The sequence below is a fragment of the Microbacterium sp. BH-3-3-3 genome, from assembly GCF_001792815.1.
Taxonomy (GTDB): domain Bacteria; phylum Actinomycetota; class Actinomycetes; order Actinomycetales; family Microbacteriaceae; genus Microbacterium.
On sequence record NZ_CP017674.1, the window covers coordinates 3,147,871 to 3,172,014 of the forward strand.

Below are 24,144 nucleotides of genomic sequence, written 5' to 3' on the forward strand. Positions count from 1 at the left end.
GTGTCACGCCAGCGCGGCGAGAAGGGCGGCGATCGCGGCCTCGGGGCGATCGCGGTGCGGCGAGTGCCCCGCCCCCGCGACGACCTCGAGGGTGATGACGGGGTTCTGCAGGACCTCGGCGGCCAGGTCGCCGGTGAAGATCGAGTGCACGGCGGGGTCGGCGCCGATGATGCGCGTCGGCACCACGAGGGCGGCGGCCTGCGCCCGTACGTCCCAGATGTCGTTCTGCGTGCTCGTCTGCTCGACGGCCCACCGGCTCGCGCGCCGCGTCGCCCGCGCCTTCAGCTCCACGTCGATCGGGTGCCAGGTGGGATGCGCCGCGCGCACGGCCTCTTCGCTCGGGTCGGCGAACGATTGCTCCTGACTCGCTCTGACGATCGCGCGGTCGTCGTCGGACAATCGGATCGCGGGGTCCACGAGCACGAGTCGACGCGTCCACGAACGGTCGTTCGCGGCGGCGACCGTAGCGGCCGCCCCGCCGAGGGAATGCCCGACCACCGCGTCCCACGCGCCCCCGCCCGCAGGCACCGTGCCCGACAGGTCGGCCGCGTACGCGTCGATGCGGTAGTCGAGGGTGCGCGGGGCGTCACCGTGTCCGCGCAGATCGACGGCCACGGCGTGCCATCCCGCGTCGGCCAGCGCCGAGGCGTACCGCCACATCAGGGCGCCGTCGGAGCCGAGACCGTGCGCGAGCAGCACCCGCGGTCCGCGGGGATCGCCCCACGACAGGCGGGGCAGGGTGACGGGGGAGGTCATGGCATCCATTCTGCTCGTCGCTCGCGCTCGCCGGAGCGCGCGGAGACGCATGGCGTCAGGGGGAATCGATCGCGTCCGCGTGCACGCTTCGGCCCGGCATCGCGCGACGGCCCCCAGAATGGATGCCATGATCTCGACCGAGATGGCCCTGGCCCTGCGCGAGGCGGGATTGGTGTGGCATCCCCGCTCCGGCGACCGTTTCCAGCTCGACGAGCCCGAGTTCGAGGCCGACGTCTTCACGGTCAGCGAGATGACCGTCGAACCCCGCGACTATCCGACCGGGCGCATCCTCGCCTTCAACGGCACGACGGAGTGGGCTCTGGACTCCGTCGCCACCGAGGAAGCGCTGTGGCTGCCGTCGGAGTCGCAGCTGCGCGAGTTGCTTCGCGCGACCTTCCGGTCGCTGCGCCGGCTGTCGGACACCTACGAGGTCGAGATCTCGGTCGCGGGCGCCTCGCTCGTCTTCGACCACCCCGAGCCGGCCGACGCGTACGCGCTCGCCGTGTTGGAGCTGCTGCGGCGGACGCAGTGACGTCGGCGTAGCGACGTCTACGCGGGGGCGTTCGCGTGTGGGTGTCCGGGTACGGGCGGCTGCGTGCGGGGCGAGCGGCATGCTTGCGGTTGGGTGCGGGCGGCTGCGTGTGGGGCGAGCGGAGGGTGAGGGACGAGCGGAGGGCGGGATGCCGGTGTCTCGCCCTCCCTTCGTCCCTCGCCCTCCCTTCGTCCCACGACGGAGGCGGAGTCCGCACCGGGCGTGGGGGTTGCCCCGGCGGTGGGGCTGCTCGGCGGTGGGCTGCCCCGGCTGTCGGGTCAGCCCAGGCTGGGGACCTGCGCAGGCCGAGGACTCACCGCGTGTCCAGGAGCCTGCCTCGGCCGGGGAGACCGCACCGGCCGGGGAGCCCGCGCCGGATGCGTGGCCCGCGCGGGCAGGGTGAACGTGCGCCGGTGAGGGGGGGGACGGATGCCGGGGATGCGGCATCCGGGCTCAGGTGATGGTCTCTACGGGCTCGGTGTCGGGAATGGGGCTCGAGTCGCGGTGGCGCAGGTCGGGGAAGCCGCGCACGAACACCGCCGCGACGATGAACCCGGCGACGGCGAACGCGGCCGCGGCGACGTAGGCCCCCTGCGGGCCGATGCCGTCGACGAGGAAGCCGGCCACGGCCGAGCCCGCGGCGGCTCCGATGAGCTGCCCCGTGCTGATCCAGCCGTACGCCTCGGCGGTCTCGCTGAACCGCACGCTCGCCGAGGTCATCGCGAACATCACCGCGAGCGCCGGGGCGATGCCCGCGCCGGCGACGAGGAGCGTCGCGCCGATCCACCACGCGTTGAGCGAGAAGACGGTGAGCGAGAGTCCGAGCGCGACGATCGCGAAGCGACGGGCCATGGCCCAGGGACCGATGGGGATGTGGCCGAACGAGAGCCCGCCCGCGAGGCTGCCGACGGCGAAGACGGCGAGGATGAGTCCCGCCTCGAGGCCGCCGTGGTCGAACGTCGCCACGACACCCGCCTCGACCGCGGCGCAGGCGCCGATGAGCAGGAACCCCGTCGCCGTCGCGAGAACGACGGGCGGCTTGCCGAGCACCCGGCCGAGGCCGCGGCGGCTGCGCGGAATGCGCACGCGCCCGACCTCGGGGCTGAGGATGAACCAAGCACCGCCACCGAGCAGGATGACGACGACGAGCAGCAGACCGGGGACGGTGCCGACCTGGGTCGCCACGAGGGTGATGAGCACGGGCGCGAGCACCCAGATGATCTCTTGCAGGGAGGCGTCGAGCGAGTACAGGGGAGTGAGCTGCTTCGACGGGACCATCTTGGGGTAGATGGTGCGGACGGCCGACTGCACCGGCGGAGTCGACAGGCCGGCGACCAGGCCCAGGACCATGTAGAGGGGCAGGGGCATCTCGATCAGGGCGAGCGTGGCGATGGCGGCGGCGCACACGAGGAGCGTCACCGAGAGCACCCGGCGCATGCCCCAGATGCCCATCCAGCGGCTCGTGACGGGACCGGCGACGGCCTGCCCGATGCTGGTCGCGGCGAGGACCAGGCCCGCGGCCCCATAGGAGCCGGTGACGTGCTCGATGTGCAGCAGAACGGCGAGGCTCGTCATGCCGTTGGGGAAACGCGCCGTCAACTGTGCGGCGATGATGCGACCCACGCCGGGGGTCTGGAGGAGTTCGCGGTAGCCGGCCACCGCACAACGCTATCTCCCCCCTCCGACATCGGGGAACGGAGGTGTTCCGACCCCGGGCGACGAGGGGGAAGGGCCCACCGGGCGACACGCCCGCGACACGCCGGAGGGTGGATCGGCCGACCTGTGCAATGTCGGAACCCCTCGCTAGCGTCCGATCTGTGGACAAGTCGGCGCGCCGCTGTCAACAACCGCGGAATCGCGCCGGTCGAACGGCTTCGGAGAGGAGTGGGATCTGTGGATGAAATCGTGGACAACCTGTGTTGTACATGGGGAGAGACGGTGGAAAATCACACGGATGTAACTACTACCCCTTGTGGTGACTTCCGATGTCGGTCCCCATATGTAGTATTGAGGTCCCGGCTAGCCCTGCTTGCTCGGACGAAGAATTTCCAGGGGAGAGAGAGACAACATGGCGATCACGGTCTACACCAAGCCGTCCTGCGTCCAGTGCACCGCGACCTACCGTGCGCTCGACTCGAAGGGCATCGAATACAACGTGCTCGACCTGTCGGAAGACCCGTCGGCACTCGAGCAGGTCAAGTCGCTCGGCTACCTGCAGGCCCCCGTCGTCATCACCGACGAGGACCACTGGTCGGGCTTCCGTCCCGACAAGATCGATGAGCTCGCCTCGCGCCTCGCTTGATCCCTCGACAGCCTCGACGACTCCCGTCATGAGCGCTGTCCTGTCGGCGACCGAGGCTCCGCTGCTGGTCTACTTCTCGAGCGTGTCGGGCAACACCGCACGTTTCATCGAGAAGCTCGGCAAGCGGGCCGTGCGCATTCCGATGCGACCGATCGATCCGCCCCTCCACGTCGACGAACCCTTCGTGCTGGTCACTCCCACCTACGGCGGGGGTGCCGGTCGGGGCGTCGAGAAGGGCGCGGTCCCCAAGCAGGTCATCCGCTTCCTCAACGAGGAGCGGAACCGACGCAACATCCGCGGCGTCATCTCCGCGGGGAACACGAACTTCGGCGACGCATTCTGCCTCGCCGGCGACATCATCAGCCGCAAGTGCACCGTGCCGCACCTGTACCGGCTGGAAGTATTCGGCACGCCAGACGACGTCGAGCGCGTCACCCAGGGATTGGAACGATGGTGGAAGCTGAACTGACCGACGTGCACTTCAAGGCGGAATTCAAGACCGAGGCGCGTTTCGAGGGGCTGGATTACCACGCCCTGAACGCGATGCTGAACCTGTACGACGCCGACGGCAACATCCAGTTCGACGCCGACAAGCGGGCGGCGCGCGAGTACTTCCTGCAGCACGTCAACCAGAACACCGTGTTCTTCCACTCGCTCAAGGAGCGCCTCGACTACCTCGTCGAGAAGGAGTACTACGAGCCGACCGTGCTCGCGAAGTACTCGATGGACTTCATCCAGGAGCTCAACGACCGCGCCTACGGCGCCAAGTTCCGCTTCGAGACCTTCCTCGGCGCGTTCAAGTACTACACGAGCTACACGCTCAAGACCTTCGACGGAAAGCGCTACCTCGAGCGCTTCGAGGACCGCGTCGTCATGACCGCCCTCGCCCTCGCCGACGGCGACCCGCGTCTCGCGGTGCAGTTGGTCGACGAGATCATCTCGGGACGCTTCCAGCCCGCCACCCCCACGTTCCTCAACGCCGGCAAGGCGCAGCGTGGCGAACTCGTCTCGTGCTTCCTGCTGCGCATCGAAGACAACATGGAGTCGATCGCCCGCGGCATCAACTCCGCCCTGCAGCTGTCGAAGCGCGGCGGCGGCGTGGCCCTGCTGCTGTCGAACATCCGCGAGTCGGGTGCGCCGATCAAGCAGATCGAGAACCAGTCCTCGGGCATCATCCCCGTGATGAAGCTCCTCGAAGACAGCTTCAGCTACGCCAACCAGCTCGGCGCCCGCCAGGGTGCCGGTGCGGTGTACCTCAACGCCCACCACCCCGACATCCTGCGCTTCCTCGACACCAAGCGTGAGAACGCCGACGAGAAGATCCGTATCAAGACGCTCTCGCTGGGTGTCGTCATCCCCGACATCACGTTCGAGCTCGCCAAGAACGGCGAAGACATGTACCTCTTCTCGCCGTACGACGTCGAGAAGGTCTACGGCAAGCCGTTCGGCGACATCTCGGTCACCGACAAGTACCGCGAGATGGTCGACGACCCGCGCATCAAGAAGACGAAGATCAACGCGCGCGAGTTCTTCCAGACCCTCGCCGAGATCCAGTTCGAGTCGGGCTACCCGTACATCATGTTCGAAGACACGGTGAACAAGGCGAACCCCATCGCCGGCCGCATCAACATGTCGAACCTGTGCTCCGAGATCCTGCAGGTCAACACCCCGACGACGTACAACGAAGACCTCTCGTACGACACCATCGGCAAGGACATCTCCTGCAACCTGGGCTCGATGAACATCGCCCTGGCGATGGACGGCGGCGACCTGGGCCTCACGGTCGAGACCGCGATCCGCGCCCTCACCGCCGTGAGCGTGCAGAGCCACATCGCCTCGGTGCGCTCGATCGAAGACGGCAACGACCGCTCGCACGCCATCGGCCTCGGCCAGATGAACCTGCACGGTTACCTCGCTCGTGAGCACGTGTACTACGGCTCCGAAGAGGGCATCGACTTCACGAACATCTACTTCTACACGGTGCTGTTCCACGCGCTGCGGGCGTCGAACCGCCTCGCCATCGAGCGTGGTGCGGCCTTCGACGGCTTCGAGAACTCGACGTACGCGTCGGGGGAGTTCTTCGACAAGTACACCGACCAGGTGTGGGTGCCGCAGACGGCGAAGGCGACCGAGCTGTTCGCGGGCGTGCAGATCCCCACGCAGGACGACTGGCGTGAGCTGAAGGCCTCGGTGCAGGCCCACGGCATCTACAACCAGAACCTGCAGGCCGTGCCGCCGACCGGGTCGATCTCGTACATCAACAACTCCACGAGCTCGATCCACCCGATCGCCTCGAAGATCGAGATCCGCAAGGAAGGCAAGCTCGGTCGCGTCTACTACCCGGCTCCGTTCATGACGAACGAGAACCTGGAGTACTACCAGGACGCCTACGAGATCGGCTACGAGAAGGTCATCGACACGTACGCCGCGGCCACGCAGCACGTCGACCAGGGCCTGTCGCTGACGCTGTTCTTCAAGGACACCGTCACCACCCGCGACATCAACAAGGCCCAGATCTACGCGTGGCGCAAGGGCATCAAGACCATCTACTACATCCGTCTGCGTCAGCTGGCGCTCGAGGGCACCGACATGACCGAGTGCGTCTCGTGCATGCTCTGAGCCGCTGACCATCCACCGATAGAGGACGCAGGAACGCCATGGCTGAAAAGCTGCAGCTGCTGAACCACGTGCAGGCCATCAACTGGAACCGCATCCAAGACGACAAGGACCTCGAGGTCTGGAACCGTCTGGTGAACAACTTCTGGCTCCCCGAGAAGGTGCCGCTGTCGAACGACATCCAGTCGTGGAACACGCTCACCCCCGAAGAGCAGACGCTCACCATGCGCGTGTTCACGGGGCTCACGCTCCTCGACACGATCCAGGGCACGGTCGGCGCGGTCTCGCTCATCCCCGATGCGCTCACCCCGCACGAGGAAGCCGTCTACACGAACATCGCGTTCATGGAGTCGGTGCACGCCAAGAGCTACTCGTCGATCTTCTCGACGCTGTGCTCGACGAAAGAGATCGACGAGGCGTTCCGCTGGTCGACCGAGAACGAGTTCCTTCAGAAGAAGGCGCGCATCGTCATGGACTACTACCGTGGCGACGACCCGCTCAAGCGCAAGGTCGCCTCGACCCTGCTCGAGTCGTTCCTGTTCTACTCGGGCTTCTACCTGCCGATGCACTGGTCGAGCCGGGCGAAGCTCACGAACACGGCCGACCTGATCCGCCTCATCATCCGCGACGAGGCCGTGCACGGGTATTACATCGGCTACAAGTTCCAGCGCGGACTCGAGACGGTCGATGAGGCACGTCGTCAGGACCTCAAGGACTACACCTTCTCGCTCATGTACGAGCTCTACGACAACGAGGTGCAGTACACGCAGAGCCTGTACGACTCGGTCGGACTCAGCGAAGACGTGAAGAAGTTCCTGCACTACAACGCCAACAAGGCGCTGATGAACCTCGGCTACGAGGCCATGTTCCCGTCGTCGGTGACGAACGTGAACCCGGCGATCCTGTCGGCCCTCTCGCCCAACGCCGACGAGAACCACGACTTCTTCTCTGGGTCGGGTTCGTCGTACGTCATCGGCAAGGCCGAGGCGACGGAAGACGACGACTGGGACTTCTGAGTCCCGGCACACCCCGCATCACCACGAAGCCCGCCCCGCGTCTCGCGAGGCGGGCTTCGTCGTTCTCACCGCAACGACCGACGCCCCGACCTCCCGACGCTCGTACGCTGGACACCATGGCCCACGACGACGAGCAGGAACAACGCGCACTGCGGTCGATCGAGGCCATCAACGCCGGCGCGAACATCGGCGACGAGGCCTTCCAGCTCGCGAACGAGTTCACCGACCGTCACACCGGTCGCATGACGGCCTGGTTGAAGCGCCGCTTGCACCGCTCCTGAACCGACGGCCGCAGCCTCAGCCCGGCCACTCCCGCGATTCCAGCCGTTCCAGCAGTACCTCGACCGCGGACCCCTCCATGCCGCGCACCCACCGCTGCGTCGACGAACCGCGCGACGACACCGTGCGCCCACGCTCTCCGCGTTCGAGCCGTACCTCGACCTGTCCCGACGTGACGCTGACCCCGCGCAGCACTCCCGCAGCCACCATCGCGGCGAGCGGGTCGTGTAACGCGCAGCGACGGTCGGCGAACACGCGGCCCGCGTAGAAGTCGAGGTACAACGGCAGCATCGCGGCCAACGCCTGAGGCAGAGCGCCGGGGATCGCTTCGAGGCGCACGAGGTCGGTGGCATCCAGGGTCTGCGTCATCGTCACGTCGAGGGGGACGAGCGTGGTGTCCCAGTCCTGCGCGAGAACGACGGCGGCCGCTTCGGGGTCGTTGTGGATGTTCGCCTCGGCCCACGCGGTGACGTTGCCCGAGTGGGCGAACGCGCCGCCCATGACGACGAGACGGTCGAACCGGGCGACGCCGGGGGCCTCGGCGTACGCGGCGAGGTTCGTCAGCGGCCCGAGGGCGAGCACGGTGAGATCGGGATGCCGGGTGGCCGCGTGGTCGATCAGCTCGACGGCGGCGCGGGCATCGTGCGCCCGGGCGGCGGCGGCCAGTGCGATGCCGCCGAGCCCGTCGTCGCCGTGCACGTGGGGCGCGCCACCGGCGTAGGCGCGGCCGCGGAAGTCGTAGGCGCCGACGGCCACGGGGATGTCGTTCTCGCCGGCGAGCTCGAAGAGCGAGAGGGTGTTGGCGGCGGCGCGGGCGGCATCCGTGTTGCCGGAGACCGTCGTCACCCCGACGATCTCGACGCTCGGTTCGGCCAGCAGGTACGCCAGGGCGAGGGCGTCGTCGATGCCGGTGTCGCAGTCGACGAGGATCGGGCGGCGGGTCATGCGGACGCTCCGTACGTGTCGAGGGGGCCGAGCGCCGGCTGCGAGGCCTCGTCGGCGACGGCCGCCGACCCCACCGTGCAGGCGCGCGCCAGGGCGTCGGCCTCGGCGTCTCCCCGGAGCAGCCCGACGACGAGAGCCGCGCAGAACGCGTCGCCCGCGCCGACGGTGTTACGGACGGTCGTGGCGACACCGGCGGCTGCGGCCACGAGCTCGCCGTGACGGAACAGCCGTGCGCCGTCGGCGCCGAGCGTCACGCACAGCAGGGGAGCGTCGTGCACCTCGGGCAGTTGCGCGTACTCGGTCTCGTTGACGATCACGAGGTCGCATCGCTCGAGCACTCCGGCGGGGAGCGGGCGGGCGGGGGCGGCGTTGAGGGCGAAGAAGCCGGCGGCGGTCGCGGCGGCCGAGACGACGGCATCCGACACCTCGAGCTGCATCAGCACCACGGCGCCCGGCTCGATCCCGAGCGTCGTCGCGTCGATGGCGGCGTTGGCGCCGGCGCACACGACGATCGAGTTCTCACCCGTCGCGTCGACCACGATGAGGGCTGTGCCGGTCGCGGCCTCGGCGGTCTGCACGCCCGATGCGTCGACGCCGACCGCGGTGAGCTGATCCCGGATGCCACGACCGTCGGCGTCGTCGCCCACCGCGCCGATCAGCCGCACGGCGGCGCCCAGCCGGGCGGCCGCGACCGCCTGGTTGGCGCCCTTGCCGCCGGGGCCGCGTTGCAGTACGCCGTCGGCGACCGTCTCTCCGGCAGCGGGAGCGCGCTCGACGCGGGCGGTGAGGTCGACGTTGACGGCGCCGACGACGGTGAGAGGTGGGGAGGAACCGGGGGTCACGAGAACCCACCCTCGCACGACCCGCCGACAATCCGGGTGACGCGGCCGGACGGCCTCAGTGCAACAGCAGCTTCGCCACGATCAGCAGTCCCGAGATGACCACGGATCCGATCGCGGTGAGCACCACGGCGACGGCGGGGTAGCCGCGCAGCCGCGCTCCGGCGGTGGCGACGACGACGAGATAGGTCATGGCCACGCCGACGCCCCAGAGCAGCGCCGTCTGCAGGTCGGCCCCCGCGGCGGACAGCACGACGACCACCAGCAGCGGCAGGAAGGTCACCGAGACCATCGGCGCACCGACCGCGAGGTGGTGCCGGACGATCTGCCACGGACGCTTCGACGACACGTCGCCCAGCGAGTACGCGAAGACGTGGGTGGCGAAGTACACGACGTTGGTGAGCGCCACCACGGCGATGACGTCGCTGAGCTCGGCGTTGCCGAGACCGATGAGAGTGGATGCCGAGACGAGGGCGCCGTAGCATCCCGCGCTGATGCGTTCGGCGGCGTCGTGTCCGAGGGCGCGGCGCGCGGGCGAGTCCTGGTGGTCGTTCATGTCGGGGGTCACCCTAGCGAGGAACGGCGGCGGAGCACCGCCGACACGATCGCGACGATCGTTCCCACCGCGACGCCGATGATCGTCTCGATCACCCGGTCGCGCAGCAGCAGGTCGGGGCCCACCGGCGACGCGAGCGACACCATGAGCAGCGCGAGCGGGGTGATGAAGATCATCGCGATGCCGTAGTTGCGGCCGACGAACAGCTCGGCCCCGGCCTGCAGGGCGACGGCGATCACGATGACGAGCCACGGTGGCAGGTGCAGGGCGAGCAGTCCCGCCGCGATCAGCACGCCGAGCAGTGTGCCGACCAGTCGCTGCACCCCGCGGATGAGGCGCGCGGTCACGTGCGCCCCGCCGACGGCGGCGACGGCGCCGACCATGGCCCAGTACCAGTGGGTGCCGACCAGCAGTGCGCCGGCGATGCCCGCGAGCAGCGCGGCGACGCCGACCGTGGCGGTCATCTCCCACGCGACGGCGCCGATCGGCGGGCGCGGGCGGGCGGGACGCTGCCACGATCCGCGACGTACCACCACCGACACCGCCGAGACGAGCAGGCTCCACAGCACGCTCGCACCGCCGACGACCAGCACCGTGACGAACGTCGATGCCGTGGCGGGGAAGCTCGCGGTCGCGCCCGCGGCGAACACCGCGAACAGCGCTCCGGGCGGGTGCCACTGCTTGCGGTAGGCGAACAGCGTCACGGCCGCCGCGAGCACGGCGACGACCGCCACGCTCCCCAGCGCCGGGGTGGACAGGAACGACACGGCGGTGCCCACCAGCATCGACGCCAACAGCATGCCGCCGGCCGTCGCCTGCATGCGCAGGCGCACCCGCGGCACGTCGTTGCGGCCGTAGAGCGCGGCGAAGGCGCCGAAGCTCGCGTAGACGCTGAGGTCGAGGCGACCGAGCAGCAGGAGCACGAGCAGCGGGACGCCGACGCTGATCACGGCACGCACAGCGACGCGATGATCGCCCTGTCGCGGTCCCACCCGGATGACTCCGGTCCACACGCGCCCCCGGGATTCCGCCATTGCTTCAGCCTACGCGCCGCGCGACCGGCGATCCGGGGACGGCGTCAAGGGTGTGGCATCCCTCTCACTTTCTGATGGTGTGGAGGAATGGATGCCGAACGCGAGAAGCCCCCGATCGAACCCGGCCCCGAGCCCGACACCTCGACCGCCGCCGAGGGGGAGAAGTCGGATCCCTCACTGGACGGCGAGGACCAGCCCATCGAGTGAGTCCTCGTCGTCGTTCGACGTCGAACGGTCGGCGGGCATCGCCGCCGCGCAGTCCGTAGGGTGGGAGGCCCCGACCCGAACGAGGAGAGACGTGTTCCGCACGCCCCTGACCCTGTTTCGCACGCTCGCGATCGCCGAGGCGATCTCGTGGACACTGCTGATCGCGGGACTGATCCTGCGTGCCACGGCCGATCTGCCCATCGCGGTGTCGATCGGGGGCGGCATCCACGGTTTCGTGTTCCTCGCCTACGGCGCGACCGCGGTGCTCGTCGCCCTGAACCAGCGTTGGGGCCTCGGGCCCGCAGCGGTCGCGGTCGTGAGCGCCGTCATCCCCTACGCGACGATCCCCACCGAGATCTGGCTGCAGCGCAGCGGCCGCCTGCGCGGAGCCTGGCGTCGCGACGCGGGCGACGACCCGCGGGATCGCCGGCCGATCGACCGGCTGCTGCGCTTCTTCCTGCGTCGACCCTGGGTGCTGGCGGCGGTGCTGATCGCCGTGGTCGCCGTGGTGTTCGTGGTGCTGCTGGTCGTGGGCCCCCCGGGCGGTAAGGGCTGACACTCGTCGCGTGCGCGGGGTCGTGCGACGCTCGGTCGCCCGTCGACGACTCCTCCTGCGGCTCCCGCACTCAGCGGACGAACGTGCGGGCGCTCGCCGAGGCGACCGTGCAGGTCGTGGTGAAGGTCTCGACCGTTCCCGACAACGTGACCCGGGCGTTGCCGACCCCCGCGGGAACGACCACCCCGTCCGACGCGAGCGGGCTGCCGACCGCGGTCGCGAAGTGGTGCACGGTGTCACCCGCGCGTCCCGAGACCGTCAGGTCGAGCTCCATCCCCAGGATCGGACCGGTACGCGAGGCCACCCTCCACTCCACGGCGACGAGCCCCGCGCCGCGCCCGCTCGTCGTGAGGGTCAGCGATCCGCATTCCTCGCCGCCCACGGCCTCGGTCGGCAGTGGCCGGTCTTCGGGGGTGTCCTGCACGCCGCAGAGGTCGAGGTCGTGCATCTCGGCGTAATCGCGGCCGTTCGGCGTCACCCGCGAGCAGTCCGCCAGCAGGGCGACCGTGTCGCTCGCGCTCAGCGGGTCGAAGCGCGCCACGGCAGAGGCCGGGGAGGGGGAGCCGGTCGCCAGCGCGGCGCTCAGGACGCTCACGGCGACCGCGTACGCGAGGCGATGACGCATGACGGCTCCTTCCCGGGCCTGAGGCCCTCCGCCGTTCGCGGCGGCGGCGCACTCACGGTTTCGTGGACACCGTCACTGTGAACTTGCGATCGCGGGCGACCTGACGCGTGGGGCCCACCAGTCGGGTCAACGCCGGTCGGTACTGCAGGGCCGAGTTCCACACCGTCCACAGCTCGCCGCCGGAGCGCAGCACCCGGGCCGCGTCCGAGAACATGCGGGGGGCGATTCCCTCGTGGATGGCGGCGCCCACGTGGAACGGCGGGTTCAGCGCGATGAACGAGGCGGAGGCCTCAGGCTGCGAGCGCAGAAGGTCGTCGCGCACGACCTCGATGCGGTCGGCGACGCCGTTCGCGTCGGCCGTCGCCCGCGCCGAGGCGACGGCGATCGCCGACTGGTCGCTCGCGATCACGCGAAGGGAGGGATGCCGGACGGCGAGGGCTGCGGCGACCGCGCCGGTGCCGCAGGCCAGGTCGATGGCGTCGTCGCCGCTCGGCGCCGGCAGGTGCGCCAGCAGCAGGCGGGTGCCGATGTCGATCGAGGCGCCGGCGAAGGCACCGCCGAACGCGCGGATCTCGAGACCGTCGACCGTGGCGCGCTCTGGCTGGGGCTCGGCGCCGTCGTGGGGGCCGCGGGCGAGGAGCACACGGGACTTCTGTCGGGCGTGAGAGACGTCGACCCGGTCGAAGTACTCGCGCAGCACCTCGTTCATGGTGACCGTCATGTGCTTGAGGCGGCCGCCCGCGAACACGACGACGTCGGGGTGCGCGTGCAGCGCGATCAGCCCGGCGATGTCACGGAGCTCGCGCAGCGAGCGGGGGAGGCGCAGCAGCACGACGCGCGCGTCGGCGAGCAGGGCGGCATCCCGGTCCCGCGAGACGAACGTGTCGGACAGGCCCGCGGTCTCGGCGTTCGCCGCCAGGGCCTTCTCGCCGATGACGCCGTCCTGGTGCACGCGGATGCCACGGGCACCGGCGTCGGCCGCGGCGAGCGTGAGCGCGCCGTAGTCGTCGCCGATCACCACGAGCTGGTCGTCAGCGGCGGCGGCGCGGGCCTCAGCCGATTCGTCGAGGATCAGTCGATCGGCCGCGTCGGCGGCGTACAGCTCGGGCCCTTCGAGATCGGGCCAGCGGCGGAGGGTTTCGAAGGAGAAGGGCACCGTGCCACGGTACCCGCTGCTCCTGGGCTCAGGCGCGGCGGTTGGCCGCCGCCGCGGCGGAGGCCAGGTCGGCGAGCACGGGCGGCACGTCGTCGGACGGCACCACGGCCTGCACAAGTGTCAGCCCCGTCGCCGAGCGGGCGGTTGCCAGGGCCTCGGTCAGCGCGCCGACGGTGTCGACGCGGACGCCGACACTCGTGCCGGTGGGGTCCATGGCGGCGAGGAGGGCCGTCCAGTCCCACGTGGCGATGTCGTTGTACCGCTCGTGCAGCCCGTGGATCACCCGTTCGACGGTGTACCCGGCGTTGTCGACGACCACGATCACGGCGGGGATGCCCTGGCGCACGAGCGTGCCGAGCTCGCCGACCGTGAGCTGAGCGGCGCCGTCGCCGATGAGCAGCACGGGACGTCGTTCGGGGCGGGCGAGGGCCGCGCCGAGGATCGCGGGAAGGGTGAAGCCGATGGCCGCCCACAGCGGCTGGCCGCCGAAGACCACGCCGTGAGGGAGGCGTTCGCCGGCCATGCCGTAGAACGACGTGCCCTGGTCGGCGAGCACGGTGTCGCCGTCGCGCAGGAAACCGGCGATCTCGCGCCACAGCGCCGTTTGGCTCAGCGTGGCCGCGGGGTCGAGGGGCTCGGGTGCGGCCGGCACCACGTCGACCGCGGGGGCGCGGAAGCGATCGCCCTGTGCGGCGAGGGCGTCGGCGACGGCGTCGAGCGCGTCGCGCATCGCGAGCGGGCGGAAGTCATCGTCTCCGACGCGCGTGTGCTCGCCGCGGATCTCGACCGTGCGTGCCGGATCGATGCGCTGCGAGAAGAACCCGCTGGTGAGGTCGGTGAACTGCACACCCGCCATGACGAGCAGATCGGCGGTCTCGATCCCGTCGCGCACGGCGGGGGCACTGGCTGCGCCGAGGTACGACCCCAGGTAGGCCGGAGCCGACTCGTCGACGACTCGGCGCCCCCACAGCAGCGAGGCGTGCGGCACGCCCTGCGCGAGCACGCGGTGCAGGGACGGTTCGGCCGACAGGCGCGCGACGAGGATGTCGGCGAGAACCGAGACCGAGTCGGCCACCTCGAGGCGGGCGCCCAGCGCATCGCGGAACCGGGTCAGCACGGCGGGGTCGGTGACGACGTCGGGGGCGGGGAGCGCGGCGGCCGGGGGAGAAGCCGGAGCCTCGCTCACATCGGCGGGGATGAGCAGATAGCCCGGCAGTCGCCGATGGCGCACCTCGGCGAGCACACGGTCGATCTGGGTCGTGGCTTCGGTCGCCGACAGCACCTCGTGCGCCGCGGTGACCTCGGCGGTCATGCGGGCGAAGTGGCCGAAGTCGCCGTCGCCGAGCGAGTGGTGGCTCGCGCGTCCCGCCGCCTGGACGGCGGTGGTGGGCGCGCCGACGACGTGGAGAACGGGAACGTGCTCGGCGAAGCTGCCCGCCACCGCGCTGATGGCCGAGAGCTCACCCACGCCGAAGGTCGTGCTGAGGGCACCGAGACCGTGCAGGCGGGCATAGCCGTCGGCGGCGTATCCGGCACCGAGCTCGTTCGCGCATCCCACCCACTCGATCAGCGGATGCCGCTCGACATGGTCGAGGAACGCGAGGGTGAAGTCACCGGGAACGCCGAACAGATGACGGACGCCCGACTCGGCGAGCCGATCGAGCAGGTAGTCGGCCACCGTGTACGTCGACATCGTCGCCCGCGCTCTCTGCCGTGTGCCGTGCCGCCGAGCGGCTTACCGGGTGCCGAAGTGGAAGGGGAGAGCCAACGACGCCGAGACCAGGATGATGCCCAGGGCGAAGAACAGCGCGGGGGCTGCGAGCGAGAACGAGAGGCCGGTGAGCAGCATGCCCCCGACGAACAGGATGAGCGAGACGATGAACATGAGGATCCCTTCGGTCGGTCCAGGCTATCGCGCCGGGTCGGCCGGCGGGACCGCGACGGGACGCGGCGCGGCGGGTCGACGGGGCGTCTCGTCGAGAGCGGCGTGCGCCCAGAGGGTGCTGCCCGCGACGGCGGCGGGCATGACCGCGACGGCACCGAGGGGCACCAAAAAACACAGCTGCGTGGCGACCCCGAAACCGAGGGCGCGAGCGCGATGGGCGCGCAGGATGTCGCGGCGCGCACGGCGATCGAGACCCCGCGCCGACAGGGCGCGCGAGGTGAGCTCGTCGGCGAGCAGCCAGCCGGTCAGCACCACTCCGGTGACGAAGCCCAGGACGCCGCCGACGAAGGGGATGAGCCCGAGCAGCCAGGCCGCAGCTGCGGCGAGGATTCCGCGGGAGATCAATCGGACGCTGTCGCCCACGGCGCGCCAGAATCCGTAATCGGTGTCGGGGACGTGACCCGTGTGACTGCGTTCCGTGGCGCGCCAGATGCGGTCGTAGAACGGCTCGCCGACCAGCAGGGTGACGGCGGTGAACGAGACGACGACGAGCAGCAGGGCCGCGCCGAACGACGCGAGGCCCAGGGCGGTGCGGGCCGCGTCGGCCCAGAACGGCACCCAGTCGTCGGCGAACGGCGTCCAGCCCACGACGAGGCCGGGCAGAGCGAAACCCCACGCGACGAGAGCTGCGGCGAAGACCAGGCCGACCACCGTTCCCGGGATGAGTCCGAGGGCCATCGCGCCGGGCGTGCGGCGCCACTGACCGAGGCCGCGGGCCAGGAGCCCGGCGCCGGAGAGGAATTCGCGCATGCCGACGAGTGTGGCAGAACCCCCCGACATCACAGGCGACCCTTGCGCGTCCCCGCCCCTCGCGGTGCCTCCGGTCCTCACGCGCTTCTCCGGGGCCCGGGCGCCTCGGTGACGATGTCGGAAGCCGCTGCCACGATGTCGGTATGCGCCTTCGCACGACGTCCACGCAGCGCACGTACCGGTACGTGCGCCTGGCGCTGATCGGCGCGACGGTCTTCCTCGCTCTCTCGGTCGGGATCGAGATCGCGGGCGGCGACCCGCTGCCGTCGATCAGCTCGGCGTACTACACGCCCGCCGGACCGGTGTTCGTGGGAGCGCTGAGCGCCATCGCCCTCGCGCTGCTGGCGCTGTCGGGGCGAAGCCTCGAGCAGGCTCTGCTCGACGTCGCCGCGGTCCTCGCCCTCGCGATCGCCTACCTGCCCACGGCGGTCGCGGGGCCCGGCTCGGGCTGCCCCGGGGCGACGGCGTGCGTTCCCGACGCGGTGATGCCGACCGTGGTCAACAACGCCGTGGCCGTGGCATCCGTCGTGCTGCTCGGGGTCATCGCCGCACTGATCCTCGCCCGGGTGCAGGGCACGACGAGTCGCGGGGTGACGCTGACGGCGGCGACGGTCGCGGCGCTGGTGGTCGCCGGTGCGGTCTGGGCGGGGGTGTCGCCGACGTCGTTCTTCGTGATCGTGCACGAGGCGGCCGCCGTGGGGTTCTTCCTCCTCATCGCCGCTGTCGCCGCCCTCGCCGCGTGGCGCCCGCATCCGCGCTCGTCGCGCGGGCGGGGTGTTCGCCTCGCGTACGGCGCGGTCGCCGTGGCCATCGTTCTGACGCTGGCGGCTCTCGTGGGGGCGCTTCTCGCGGGCGTCGACACGGCGGCCGTTCCGGTGATCCTGTGGGGGGAGGCCGTCTCAGTAGCGCTGTTCGCCGTGTTCTGGCTGGTGCAGACGATCGAGCTGTGGAACGAGGTCGATCCGACGTTGCGCTTGTGACCGGGAATACGCCGCGAGCAGCGGCGTTACCTTGATACGTCGACGCTCAAGTATCAAACTTGAGTCCGTTGCACTCACGTATCAGGAGACGGAATTGCCCGAGAATGTCACCCCCGGCGCCGCAGACGACGGCGCCCAGTCGTTCGATGAGTTCCTCGCGCGCTACCTGGCGGGCGAGCAGGCGCGCGCCGAACGCTCGATCGATCTGAGCCGCTTCCTCAGCGCCCGCACCCAGGACGCCCTGCAGGCCGCCGGCCGCTTCGCGCTCGGCCGCGGCCAGCGCGAGCTCGACGCTCTGCACGTGCTGCACGTCCTCGTGGGACGATCCCCCGCGAACGAGGCCGTCGCGCGCCTGGGAGCCGACCCCGCCGCCATCGCCCGCGCGGCCGAGAGCCGTCTGCCGGCGGCCGGTCCTGCCGCCGACGTCGACGGTGCGGTCGTCGCGGGTTCGGTTCAGCGCGCGCTGTTCCACGCCTTCCAGGTCGCCCGCGCGGCCGGATCGACCTACGTCGACCCCGACCACCTCTTCTTCGCCCTCGTCCTCGCTCAAGACGCCCCCGCCGGCCAGATCCTCGCCCAGGCCGGAGTCACCGCCGAAGCCCTGACCCAGGGCGTGCGTGAGACCGTCGTCGGCGGCGACGAGGTCGACGCGCCCGCCGAGTCGGCATCTGTCACCCCGAACCTCGACCGCTTCGGCACCGATCTCACGGCGCGCGCGGCCGCGGGCGCACTCGACCCCGTGATCGGGCGCTCCGACGAGATCGAGCAGACCCTCGAGATCCTCAGCCGTCGCACGAAGAACAACCCCGTGCTCATCGGCGAGGCCGGCGTCGGGAAGACCGCCGTCGTCGAGGGACTCGCGCGGGCGATCGTCGCCGGTGACGTGCCCGAGCAGCTGCGCGACACGCGCGTGGTCTCGATCGACCTCGCCGCCATGCTCGCCGGAGCGCGGTACCGCGGCGACTTCGAAGAGCGCCTCACCCAGACGCTCGACGAGATCGCGGCATCCGACAAGCTCGTGGTCTTCATCGACGAGGTGCACACGCTCGTCGGTGCGGGCGGCAGCGGCGACGGGTCGATGAATGCCGGCAACATCCTCAAGCCCCGCCTGGCCCGCGGCGACGTGCACCTGATCGGCGCCACCACCCTGCGCGAGTACCGCACGATCGAGAAGGACCCCGCACTCGAGCGTCGCCTGCAGCCCGTGCGCGTGGGGGAGCCGTCGATCCCGGATGCCGTGGAGATCCTGCACGGGCTCCGCGCGGCCTACGAGCAGCACCACGCCGTGTCCTACACCGACGACGCCCTCCGGGCCGCCGTCGAGTTGAGCGACCGGTACCTGCCCGACCGCGTGCTGCCCGACAAGGCGATCGACCTCATCGACCAGGCGGGCGCCCGCCTGCGGCTGAAGCTGGGCGTGCGCGTCGACACCACGGATCTGCTCGCCCGACTCGCGACCCTCGAGGCCGACAAGAACGCCGCCGTGTCGGCCGAGCACTACGAAGAAGCCTCCCGTCTGCGAGACGAGATGGCCGATGTGCAGGCGCGGCTCGACGCGGCCACCACCCGGCCGCGATCGGCTGCGGTGGTCGACGAGCCCGAGATCGCCGCGGTGATCAGCCGGTCCACCGGGATTCCGGTCGCTCGCCTGACGGCCACCGAGCGCGGCCGCCTATCGCAATTGGAGGACGAACTGCACGCCCGGGTCATCGGGCAGGACGACGCCGTCGCGGCCGTCGCCAAGGCCGTGCGCCGCAACCGCACGGGCATGGGGGATGAGAGCCGTCCGGTCGGATCGTTCCTGTTCCTCGGCCCCACCGGCGTCGGGAAGACCGAACTGGCGAAGGCGCTGGCGGGCTCGCTCTTCGACGACGACGCCGCCGTGATCCGCTTCGACATGAGCGAGTTCGGCGAACGTCACACGGTGTCGCGGCTGATCGGTGCCCCTCCCGGATACGTCGGCTACGACGAGGCCGGCCAGCTCACCGAGCGCGTGCGTCGCGCTCCCTACTCGGTGGTGCTGTTCGACGAGATCGAGAAGGCCCACCCCGACGTCTTCACCCTGCTGCTGCAGGTGCTCGACGACGGTCGTCTCACCGACGGCCAGGGGCGCACGGTCGACTTCCGCAACACCGTGATCGTGATGACCTCCAACCTGGGCGCCGAGGTGCTGGCATCCCGTTCCGGGGCGATCGGTTTCACCACGACCGGCCGCGAGTTCGCCGACGACGATCTGCGCGATCGCGTGATGGGAAAGCTCCGCGAGGCCATGCGGCCCGAGTTCCTCAACCGCATCGACGACATCGTGCTGTTCCGCAAGCTCGAGAAGACGCAGCTGCGCCGGATCGTGCGCCTGCTGCTCGACGCGACCTCGCGGCGGCTCTCGGCACGGGGCGTCGCGCTCGACGTCACCGACGCGGCCGTCGACCGGCTGGCCGAGGTGGGCTACGAGCCCGAGTACGGTGCCCGGCCCCTGCGCCGCGTCATCCAGCGCGAGGTCGACGATCGCGTCGCCGACCTGTTCGTGTCGGGAGACCTGGTCGACGGCGGAGCGGTGACGGTGGATGCCACCCCCACGGCCTTCGTGGTCGGGGCGGCCGCACAGGCGCTCGCGGCGTAAGACAGGACGAACGCCCCGGGACCTCGGTCCCGGGGCGTTCGTCGTCCGTGCGTGCGCCGCAATGGTGGTCCCTCGGATGGCCCGGCCCGTGAAGGACCCAGCCGGATCGGCACGACTCGCGCCACCCCCTCGCCCGATGTCGGAGGGGCCCGGCAGAGTAGACGCATGAGTCGTATCGGCACGATCTTCAGCCCGTACCCGCACCCGCCCGAGAGACTGCGTGACGCCGCGCGCGCGGCCGAAGACGCGGGGGTCGAAGAGTTGTGGCTCTGGGAGGACTGCTTCCGCTCGTCGGCGTGGGCGGCGGCCGCTGCGGCGCTCGCCGTCACCGATCACCTGCGCATCGGCATCGGGATCGCCCCCCTCCCGTTGCGCAACGTCGCCGCGTCGGCGATGGAGGTCGCCACGATCGAGCGCATGTTCCCCGGGCGTCTGCTGCCCGGCTTCGGCCATGGGGTGCAGGACTGGATGCGACAGGTCGGGGCGAAGGCAGCCTCGCCCCTGACGCTCATGCAGGAGCACCTGCCGGCCCTGCGGTCTCTGCTGGCGGGCGAGACGGTGAGCACCGAGGGACGCTACGTGAAGCTGCGCGACGTCGCTCTCGACTGGCCGCCCGCTCAGGCGCCGCTCGTGTACGCCGCGGCCGAGGGGCCTAAGACGCTGGCGCTCGCGGGTGCCGTGGCCGACGGGGTGGTGCTCGACAGCAGGCACACCGTCGCCGAGATCGCCTCCGCGGTCGCGACCGTGCAGGAGGGGCGGGCCGAGGCCGGCCGCGAGGGTCGGGCCGATGTCGTGGCCTACGTGCTCACCGCCTTCGGCCCCGACGCGCGCGCTCGTGCCACCGCGGTGCTCGCCGATCGCGTCGATGCCGCCGACCGGGTCCTCGCCGGCTCGGTGTCCGAGGTCGCCGAGGGGGTCGCGCGCTTCCAGGCGGCCGGCGTCGACGACGTCGTGCTCCTGCCGACCGACGACGTCGACCTGGCGGCGTTCTTCTCGGCGGTGGGCCAGGTCGCGGTGGCCGTCCCCCACGCCGGAGGCGTCTCGTGACACGGGGTGCCGTCTCTCTCGGTCTCGCCGGATCGCTGGGCCCCGATGCCATCGCCGAGATCGCGCCTGCGGTCGAGAGCGCCGGCTTCGACACGCTCTGGATCAACGACACCCCCGACGGCGATGCCCTCGCCGCCCTCGCGGCCGCGGCCCGCGTGACCGAACGCCTGCGCCTGGCCACGGGCGTCGTTCCCGTCGACCGGCGCCCCGCCGACGAGATCGCCGCCGCGGTGGCATCGCTCGGTCTTCCGCTGGACCGCCTGACCCTCGGCATCGGCTCGGGAATGGCGAAGCAGGGCGCGCTCGCGCGGGTGCGCGGGGCCATCGAGGTGCTGCACGCCGCGGGTATGCCACGGGTGCTCGTCGGGGCGCTGGGCCCGAGAATGCGTCGCACGGGCGCCGAGCACGCCGAGGGCGTGCTGTTGAACTGGGTGCCGCCCACCGAGGCGCACGCGCAGTCCGAGGCGCTGCACACGGTCGCTCCCTCCGCGCACGTCGCGGTCTACGTGCGCACGGCGATCGACTCGGCCGCGCGCGAGCGTCTCGACGCCGAGACGGCCCGCTACGCCTCGTTCCCGAACTACGCGGCCAACTTCGCACGGATGGGGGTGGATGCCGTCGACACGACGATCCGCGATGCCACCGAGCTGGGTGACGCGCTCGAGGCGTACACGGCGGCCGCCGACGAGGTCGTGCTGCGCGCGATCGTGCCGGAAGACACCGTCGAGGCGTACGTCGACTTCGCCCGGCGCGTGGCTCCCGCGCCCGGCTGAGCGATCCGGCGCGCCGAAGGGCGGGCAGGTGCCACCGCGTACTCCCGGCGGGCGCCGCCGTCACGGTGCGCAGTGCGGCTGTCGCACCGGACCGTGCGGGAGGGGCACCTTCCGGGCTCTCGGACGGAAACAGTCCGTCACGGAATTTCTCGCGACGGGCGCGGCGTTGTGAGACTGATGATGATGTCCTCCTCGCCCCCCACCGCCTCGAACGACACGGCTCCGGCCGCCCACGCCCAGTGGATCGCCGCGCGCCACGCCGCCGTCACCGCCCCGCAGGGGCCGCTCGCTCTCGTCCTGACCCACTGGTCGCCCGCCGGCGCCCCGGCCGTCGACGACGCCGCCGCCCGCGAGGGTCATCCCGACGACGCGCTGCTCACCCGCCTGCAGCGCGCCGACATCGACTCGGGCGAGACGCAGCAGGGGTACCGCATCTGGCGGCGCGATTCCCCCGCCAACCAGGCGTTCGAGGCGATCGAGACCTACGACTACGACCCGTCGTGGGTTCTGCGGGGACGTTTCGAGCTCGTCGACGAAGAGCGCGTGGTTCCGTTCGAGCACATTCGCGATGACGGTGCGACGCGCGCCCTCCCCGTCTCGGGCGATCTGGTCTTCGAGGTCGATGGTCGCGAGTTCCGCCTGGCCGCCTTCGACACGACCTACGCGGGCACGGCCAAGCTGCAGCTGGTCTTCGGCGACACGACCAATGGGGTGGAGAGCTACGGCGCCGGGCGTTTCCTCTTCCTCGACCGCCCGGCATCCGACCGCCCCCTGGCCGCGGGAGAGAGCGTCGAGATCGACGTCGACTTCAACCGCGCCATCGTCCCGCCGTGCGGCTTCTCCAGCCAGATGAACTGCCCGCTTCCGCCCGCGCAGAACCGTCTGCCGTTCCCCGTTCGCGCGGGCGAGAAGCGCGTGCGCTTCGAGGGCGACTTCCACCCCTGACCCGATCCGGATGCCGCCAGCCCCCTGGCATCCCTCACCCCGCCCCACCCGCGCCCACAGCACCCGGCGCGTCCCCGCCCCTCACCACCAGAAGGAATCGACGTGTCCTCACGCTTCCGCTCCACCCGCCTCGGCGCCGCCATCGCGGTCGCCACCGCCGGACTGCTCGTGCTCGCCGGATGCGCCGCCGGAGGCGGTTCCGCCTCGGGCGACGGCTCCGCCTCGGGCGGTGCGTCCGACCCGCAGGCCGAGATCATCGTCGGCTCGCAGAACGAGCCCACCAACCTCGACCAGATCTTCGGCGGGTCGTCGGGCGTCACCGAGGTGTTCACCGGCAATGTCTACGAGGGTCTGTTCAAGATCACCGACGACGCCGAGGTCGAGCCCCTGCTCGCGGCCGAGACCGCGGTGTCGGATGACGGCCTGACCTACACGTTCACGCTGCGCGACGCCACCTTCCACTCGGGCAAGGCCCTCACCGCCGCCGACGTGGTCTACAGCCTCGAGCGCTTCATCGGCGACGACTCCATCGCCGCGCGCAAGCGTCAGCTGAGCGTCATCGACACCGCGACCGCGGTGGACGATTCGACGGTCGAGGTGACGCTGAAGCAGCCGTCGATCAGCTTCACCTACAACCTCGGCTACGTCTGGATCGTCAACTCCGAGGCGGGCGACCTCACCGCCACTGCCGACGGCACCGGCCCCTACGAGCTGGCCGACTACCGCAAGGGCGACTCGATCAGCCTCGACGTGTTCCCCGACTACTGGGCGGACGCGCCCGCCAACGGAGGCGTCGTCTACCAGTACTACGCCGACCCCACCGCGCTGAACAACGCGCTGCTCACCGGCGCCGTCGACCTCGTCACGAGCCAGGCCAACCCCGACAGTCTGGCCGAGTTCGAGGCGGCGGGCTTCCAGATCATCGAGGGCACCTCCACCACCAAGGAGCTGCTCGCCTTCAACGACCGCGTCGAGCCGTTCAACGACGTGAAGGTGCGCAAGGCGATCTACTCGGCGATCGATCGGCAGAAGCTGCTGGATGCCATCTGGGACGGCCGCGGCCAGCTCATCGGCTCGATGGTCCCGCCGTCGGAGCCGTGGTACATCGACCTCGCCGACAACAACCCCTATGACCCGGCCCTCAGCGCGCAGCTGCTCACCGAGGCGGGGTACGCGGGCGGGTTCACGTTCTCGATCAAGACGCCCGACTCGGGCGTGCACTCCACGGTCGCCGAGTTCCTGAAGTCGGAGCTGGCCAAGGTCGGCATCACGGTCGACATCGAGATCATCACCGACGACCAGTGGTACCAGCAGGTCTACACCGACAAGGACTTCCAGGCGACGCTCCAGGGCCACGTCAACGACCGCGACATCAACTTCTACGGCAACCCCGACTTCTACTGGGGCTACGACAACGCCGATGTGCAGCGGTGGCTGGCGGAGTCCGAGGCGGCCGGCAGCGTCGAGGAGCAGACCGCGCTCATCCGTCAGGTCAACCAGCAGATCTCCGACGACGCCGCGAGCGTCTGGCTGTACCTCAACCCGCAGCTGCGCGTGGCCGCGCCCGGCGTGACGGGCGTGCCCGAGAACGGCCTGAACTCGCTGTTCTACGTCTACGGCATCCAGAAGGCCTGATCATCGGGCGATATCTGATTCGACGGACAG

24 protein-coding genes are annotated in these 24,144 nt (G+C 70.6%); 13 read left to right on the forward strand and 11 right to left on the reverse strand.

Features of this window, described 5'->3' with window-relative positions; genetic code table 11:
• Positions 1–3: 3 nt before the first annotated feature.
• Positions 4–756: an alpha/beta fold hydrolase gene (locus BJP65_RS14530; protein WP_070410041.1), complete on the reverse strand. Its 753-nt coding sequence runs from the start codon at positions 754–756 to the stop codon at positions 4–6.
• 127 nt (positions 757–883) lie between these two features.
• On the opposite strand from BJP65_RS14530, the gene BJP65_RS14535 reads away from it, so the two are divergent.
• A complete protein-coding gene (locus BJP65_RS14535) occupies positions 884–1,288 on the forward strand; it encodes a hypothetical protein (RefSeq protein ID WP_055838046.1) in 405 nt (134 codons plus the stop codon).
• Between the two features lie 453 nt (positions 1,289–1,741).
• Here the strand turns inward: BJP65_RS14535 and BJP65_RS14540 are convergent, their stop codons facing one another.
• Positions 1,742–2,947 carry an MFS transporter gene (locus BJP65_RS14540; RefSeq protein WP_055838043.1) on the reverse strand — a complete coding sequence of 402 codons (1,206 nt, stop codon included), beginning with the start codon at positions 2,945–2,947 and terminating at the stop codon, positions 1,742–1,744.
• Between the two features lie 409 nt (positions 2,948–3,356).
• Here BJP65_RS14540 and nrdH point away from each other — a divergent pair, with 409 nt between their 5' ends.
• The 5 genes from nrdH to BJP65_RS16690 all read left to right on the forward strand — a co-directional run bounded on the left by nrdH (position 3,357) and on the right by BJP65_RS16690 (position 7,503).
• Positions 3,357–3,590, forward strand: coding sequence for a glutaredoxin-like protein NrdH (nrdH, locus tag BJP65_RS14545; RefSeq protein ID WP_055838040.1), 234 nt, complete (start codon positions 3,357–3,359; stop codon positions 3,588–3,590).
• A 28-nt stretch (positions 3,591–3,618) separates the two neighbouring features.
• Positions 3,619–4,059 carry a class Ib ribonucleoside-diphosphate reductase assembly flavoprotein NrdI gene (gene nrdI / locus BJP65_RS14550; RefSeq protein ID WP_055838034.1) on the forward strand — a complete coding sequence of 147 codons (441 nt, stop codon included), beginning with the start codon at positions 3,619–3,621 and terminating at the stop codon, positions 4,057–4,059.
• Positions 4,041–6,209 carry a class 1b ribonucleoside-diphosphate reductase subunit alpha gene (gene nrdE, locus BJP65_RS14555; protein ID WP_055838031.1) on the forward strand — a complete coding sequence of 723 codons (2,169 nt, stop codon included), beginning with the start codon at positions 4,041–4,043 and terminating at the stop codon, positions 6,207–6,209. The genes nrdI and nrdE overlap by 19 nt, the downstream gene beginning before the upstream one ends.
• Before the next feature lie 38 nt (positions 6,210–6,247).
• Positions 6,248–7,222, forward strand: coding sequence for a class 1b ribonucleoside-diphosphate reductase subunit beta (gene nrdF, locus BJP65_RS14560; protein ID WP_055838028.1), 975 nt, complete (start codon positions 6,248–6,250; stop codon positions 7,220–7,222).
• Between the two features lie 116 nt (positions 7,223–7,338).
• Complete coding sequence (locus BJP65_RS16690; protein ID WP_156459490.1) at positions 7,339–7,503, forward strand: hypothetical protein; 165 nt, start codon at positions 7,339–7,341, stop codon at positions 7,501–7,503.
• Between the two features lie 16 nt (positions 7,504–7,519).
• Here the strand turns inward: BJP65_RS16690 and BJP65_RS14565 are convergent, their stop codons facing one another.
• The 4 genes from BJP65_RS14565 to BJP65_RS14580 are packed head-to-tail and all read right to left on the reverse strand — an operon-like array spanning position 7,520 to position 10,875.
• Complete coding sequence (locus BJP65_RS14565) at positions 7,520–8,446, reverse strand: nucleoside hydrolase (RefSeq protein ID WP_070409600.1); 927 nt, start codon at positions 8,444–8,446, stop codon at positions 7,520–7,522.
• Positions 8,443–9,288: a PfkB family carbohydrate kinase gene (locus BJP65_RS14570; RefSeq protein WP_258027489.1), complete on the reverse strand. Its 846-nt coding sequence runs from the start codon at positions 9,286–9,288 to the stop codon at positions 8,443–8,445. The genes BJP65_RS14565 and BJP65_RS14570 overlap by 4 nt, the downstream gene beginning before the upstream one ends.
• A 55-nt stretch (positions 9,289–9,343) precedes the next feature.
• Positions 9,344–9,841, reverse strand: a complete 498-nt coding sequence (locus tag BJP65_RS14575; protein WP_156784915.1) for a hypothetical protein — start codon at positions 9,839–9,841, stop codon at positions 9,344–9,346.
• A gap of 8 nt (positions 9,842–9,849) precedes the next feature.
• Positions 9,850–10,875 carry an FUSC family protein gene (locus BJP65_RS14580; protein ID WP_055839840.1) on the reverse strand — a complete coding sequence of 342 codons (1,026 nt, stop codon included), beginning with the start codon at positions 10,873–10,875 and terminating at the stop codon, positions 9,850–9,852.
• A gap of 298 nt (positions 10,876–11,173) precedes the next feature.
• Here BJP65_RS14580 and BJP65_RS14585 point away from each other — a divergent pair, with 298 nt between their 5' ends.
• On the forward strand, positions 11,174–11,638 hold the full coding sequence (locus BJP65_RS14585) for a DUF3817 domain-containing protein (RefSeq protein WP_055839837.1): 465 nt from the start codon (positions 11,174–11,176) through the stop codon (positions 11,636–11,638).
• Positions 11,639–11,708: 70 nt separating this feature from the next.
• Here BJP65_RS14585 and BJP65_RS14590 read toward each other — a convergent pair whose 3' ends face one another.
• The 5 genes from BJP65_RS14590 to BJP65_RS14605 are packed head-to-tail and all read right to left on the reverse strand — an operon-like array spanning position 11,709 to position 16,114.
• Positions 11,709–12,263 (reverse strand): hypothetical protein, encoded by a 555-nt coding sequence (locus tag BJP65_RS14590; protein WP_070409603.1) that lies wholly within the window; start codon positions 12,261–12,263, stop codon positions 11,709–11,711.
• Between the two features lie 52 nt (positions 12,264–12,315).
• On the reverse strand, positions 12,316–13,419 hold the full coding sequence (locus tag BJP65_RS14595) for a class I SAM-dependent methyltransferase (protein WP_070409604.1): 1,104 nt from the start codon (positions 13,417–13,419) through the stop codon (positions 12,316–12,318).
• Between the two features lie 28 nt (positions 13,420–13,447).
• Positions 13,448–15,112 carry an alpha-keto acid decarboxylase family protein gene (locus BJP65_RS14600; protein ID WP_070409605.1) on the reverse strand — a complete coding sequence of 555 codons (1,665 nt, stop codon included), beginning with the start codon at positions 15,110–15,112 and terminating at the stop codon, positions 13,448–13,450.
• A gap of 42 nt (positions 15,113–15,154) precedes the next feature.
• A complete protein-coding gene (locus tag BJP65_RS16695) occupies positions 15,155–15,304 on the reverse strand; it encodes a hypothetical protein (RefSeq protein WP_013585971.1) in 150 nt (49 codons plus the stop codon).
• Between the two features lie 24 nt (positions 15,305–15,328).
• The gene (locus tag BJP65_RS14605) at positions 15,329–16,114 is read right to left on the reverse strand and encodes an EI24 domain-containing protein (RefSeq protein ID WP_070410042.1); all 786 of its coding nucleotides are present in this window, start codon (positions 16,112–16,114) and stop codon (positions 15,329–15,331) included.
• 143 nt (positions 16,115–16,257) lie between these two features.
• On the opposite strand from BJP65_RS14605, the gene BJP65_RS14610 reads away from it, so the two are divergent.
• The 6 genes from BJP65_RS14610 (at position 16,258) to BJP65_RS14635 (ending at position 24,114) form a co-directional block, all read left to right on the forward strand.
• The gene (locus BJP65_RS14610; protein WP_070409606.1) at positions 16,258–17,094 is read left to right on the forward strand and encodes a hypothetical protein; all 837 of its coding nucleotides are present in this window, start codon (positions 16,258–16,260) and stop codon (positions 17,092–17,094) included.
• Between the two features lie 94 nt (positions 17,095–17,188).
• Positions 17,189–19,714 carry an ATP-dependent Clp protease ATP-binding subunit gene (locus BJP65_RS14615; RefSeq protein ID WP_070409607.1) on the forward strand — a complete coding sequence of 842 codons (2,526 nt, stop codon included), beginning with the start codon at positions 17,189–17,191 and terminating at the stop codon, positions 19,712–19,714.
• 165 nt (positions 19,715–19,879) lie between these two features.
• Positions 19,880–20,761, forward strand: coding sequence for an LLM class flavin-dependent oxidoreductase (locus tag BJP65_RS14620; RefSeq protein ID WP_070409608.1), 882 nt, complete (start codon positions 19,880–19,882; stop codon positions 20,759–20,761).
• A complete protein-coding gene (locus BJP65_RS14625; RefSeq protein ID WP_070409609.1) occupies positions 20,758–21,534 on the forward strand; it encodes an LLM class flavin-dependent oxidoreductase in 777 nt (258 codons plus the stop codon). The genes BJP65_RS14620 and BJP65_RS14625 overlap by 4 nt, the downstream gene beginning before the upstream one ends.
• A 183-nt stretch (positions 21,535–21,717) precedes the next feature.
• The gene (locus BJP65_RS14630) at positions 21,718–22,479 is read left to right on the forward strand and encodes a DUF1684 domain-containing protein (RefSeq protein ID WP_070410043.1); all 762 of its coding nucleotides are present in this window, start codon (positions 21,718–21,720) and stop codon (positions 22,477–22,479) included.
• A gap of 102 nt (positions 22,480–22,581) precedes the next feature.
• Positions 22,582–24,114, forward strand: coding sequence for an ABC transporter substrate-binding protein (locus BJP65_RS14635; protein WP_070409610.1), 1,533 nt, complete (start codon positions 22,582–22,584; stop codon positions 24,112–24,114).
• The last annotated feature ends 30 nt before the right edge of the window (positions 24,115–24,144 follow it).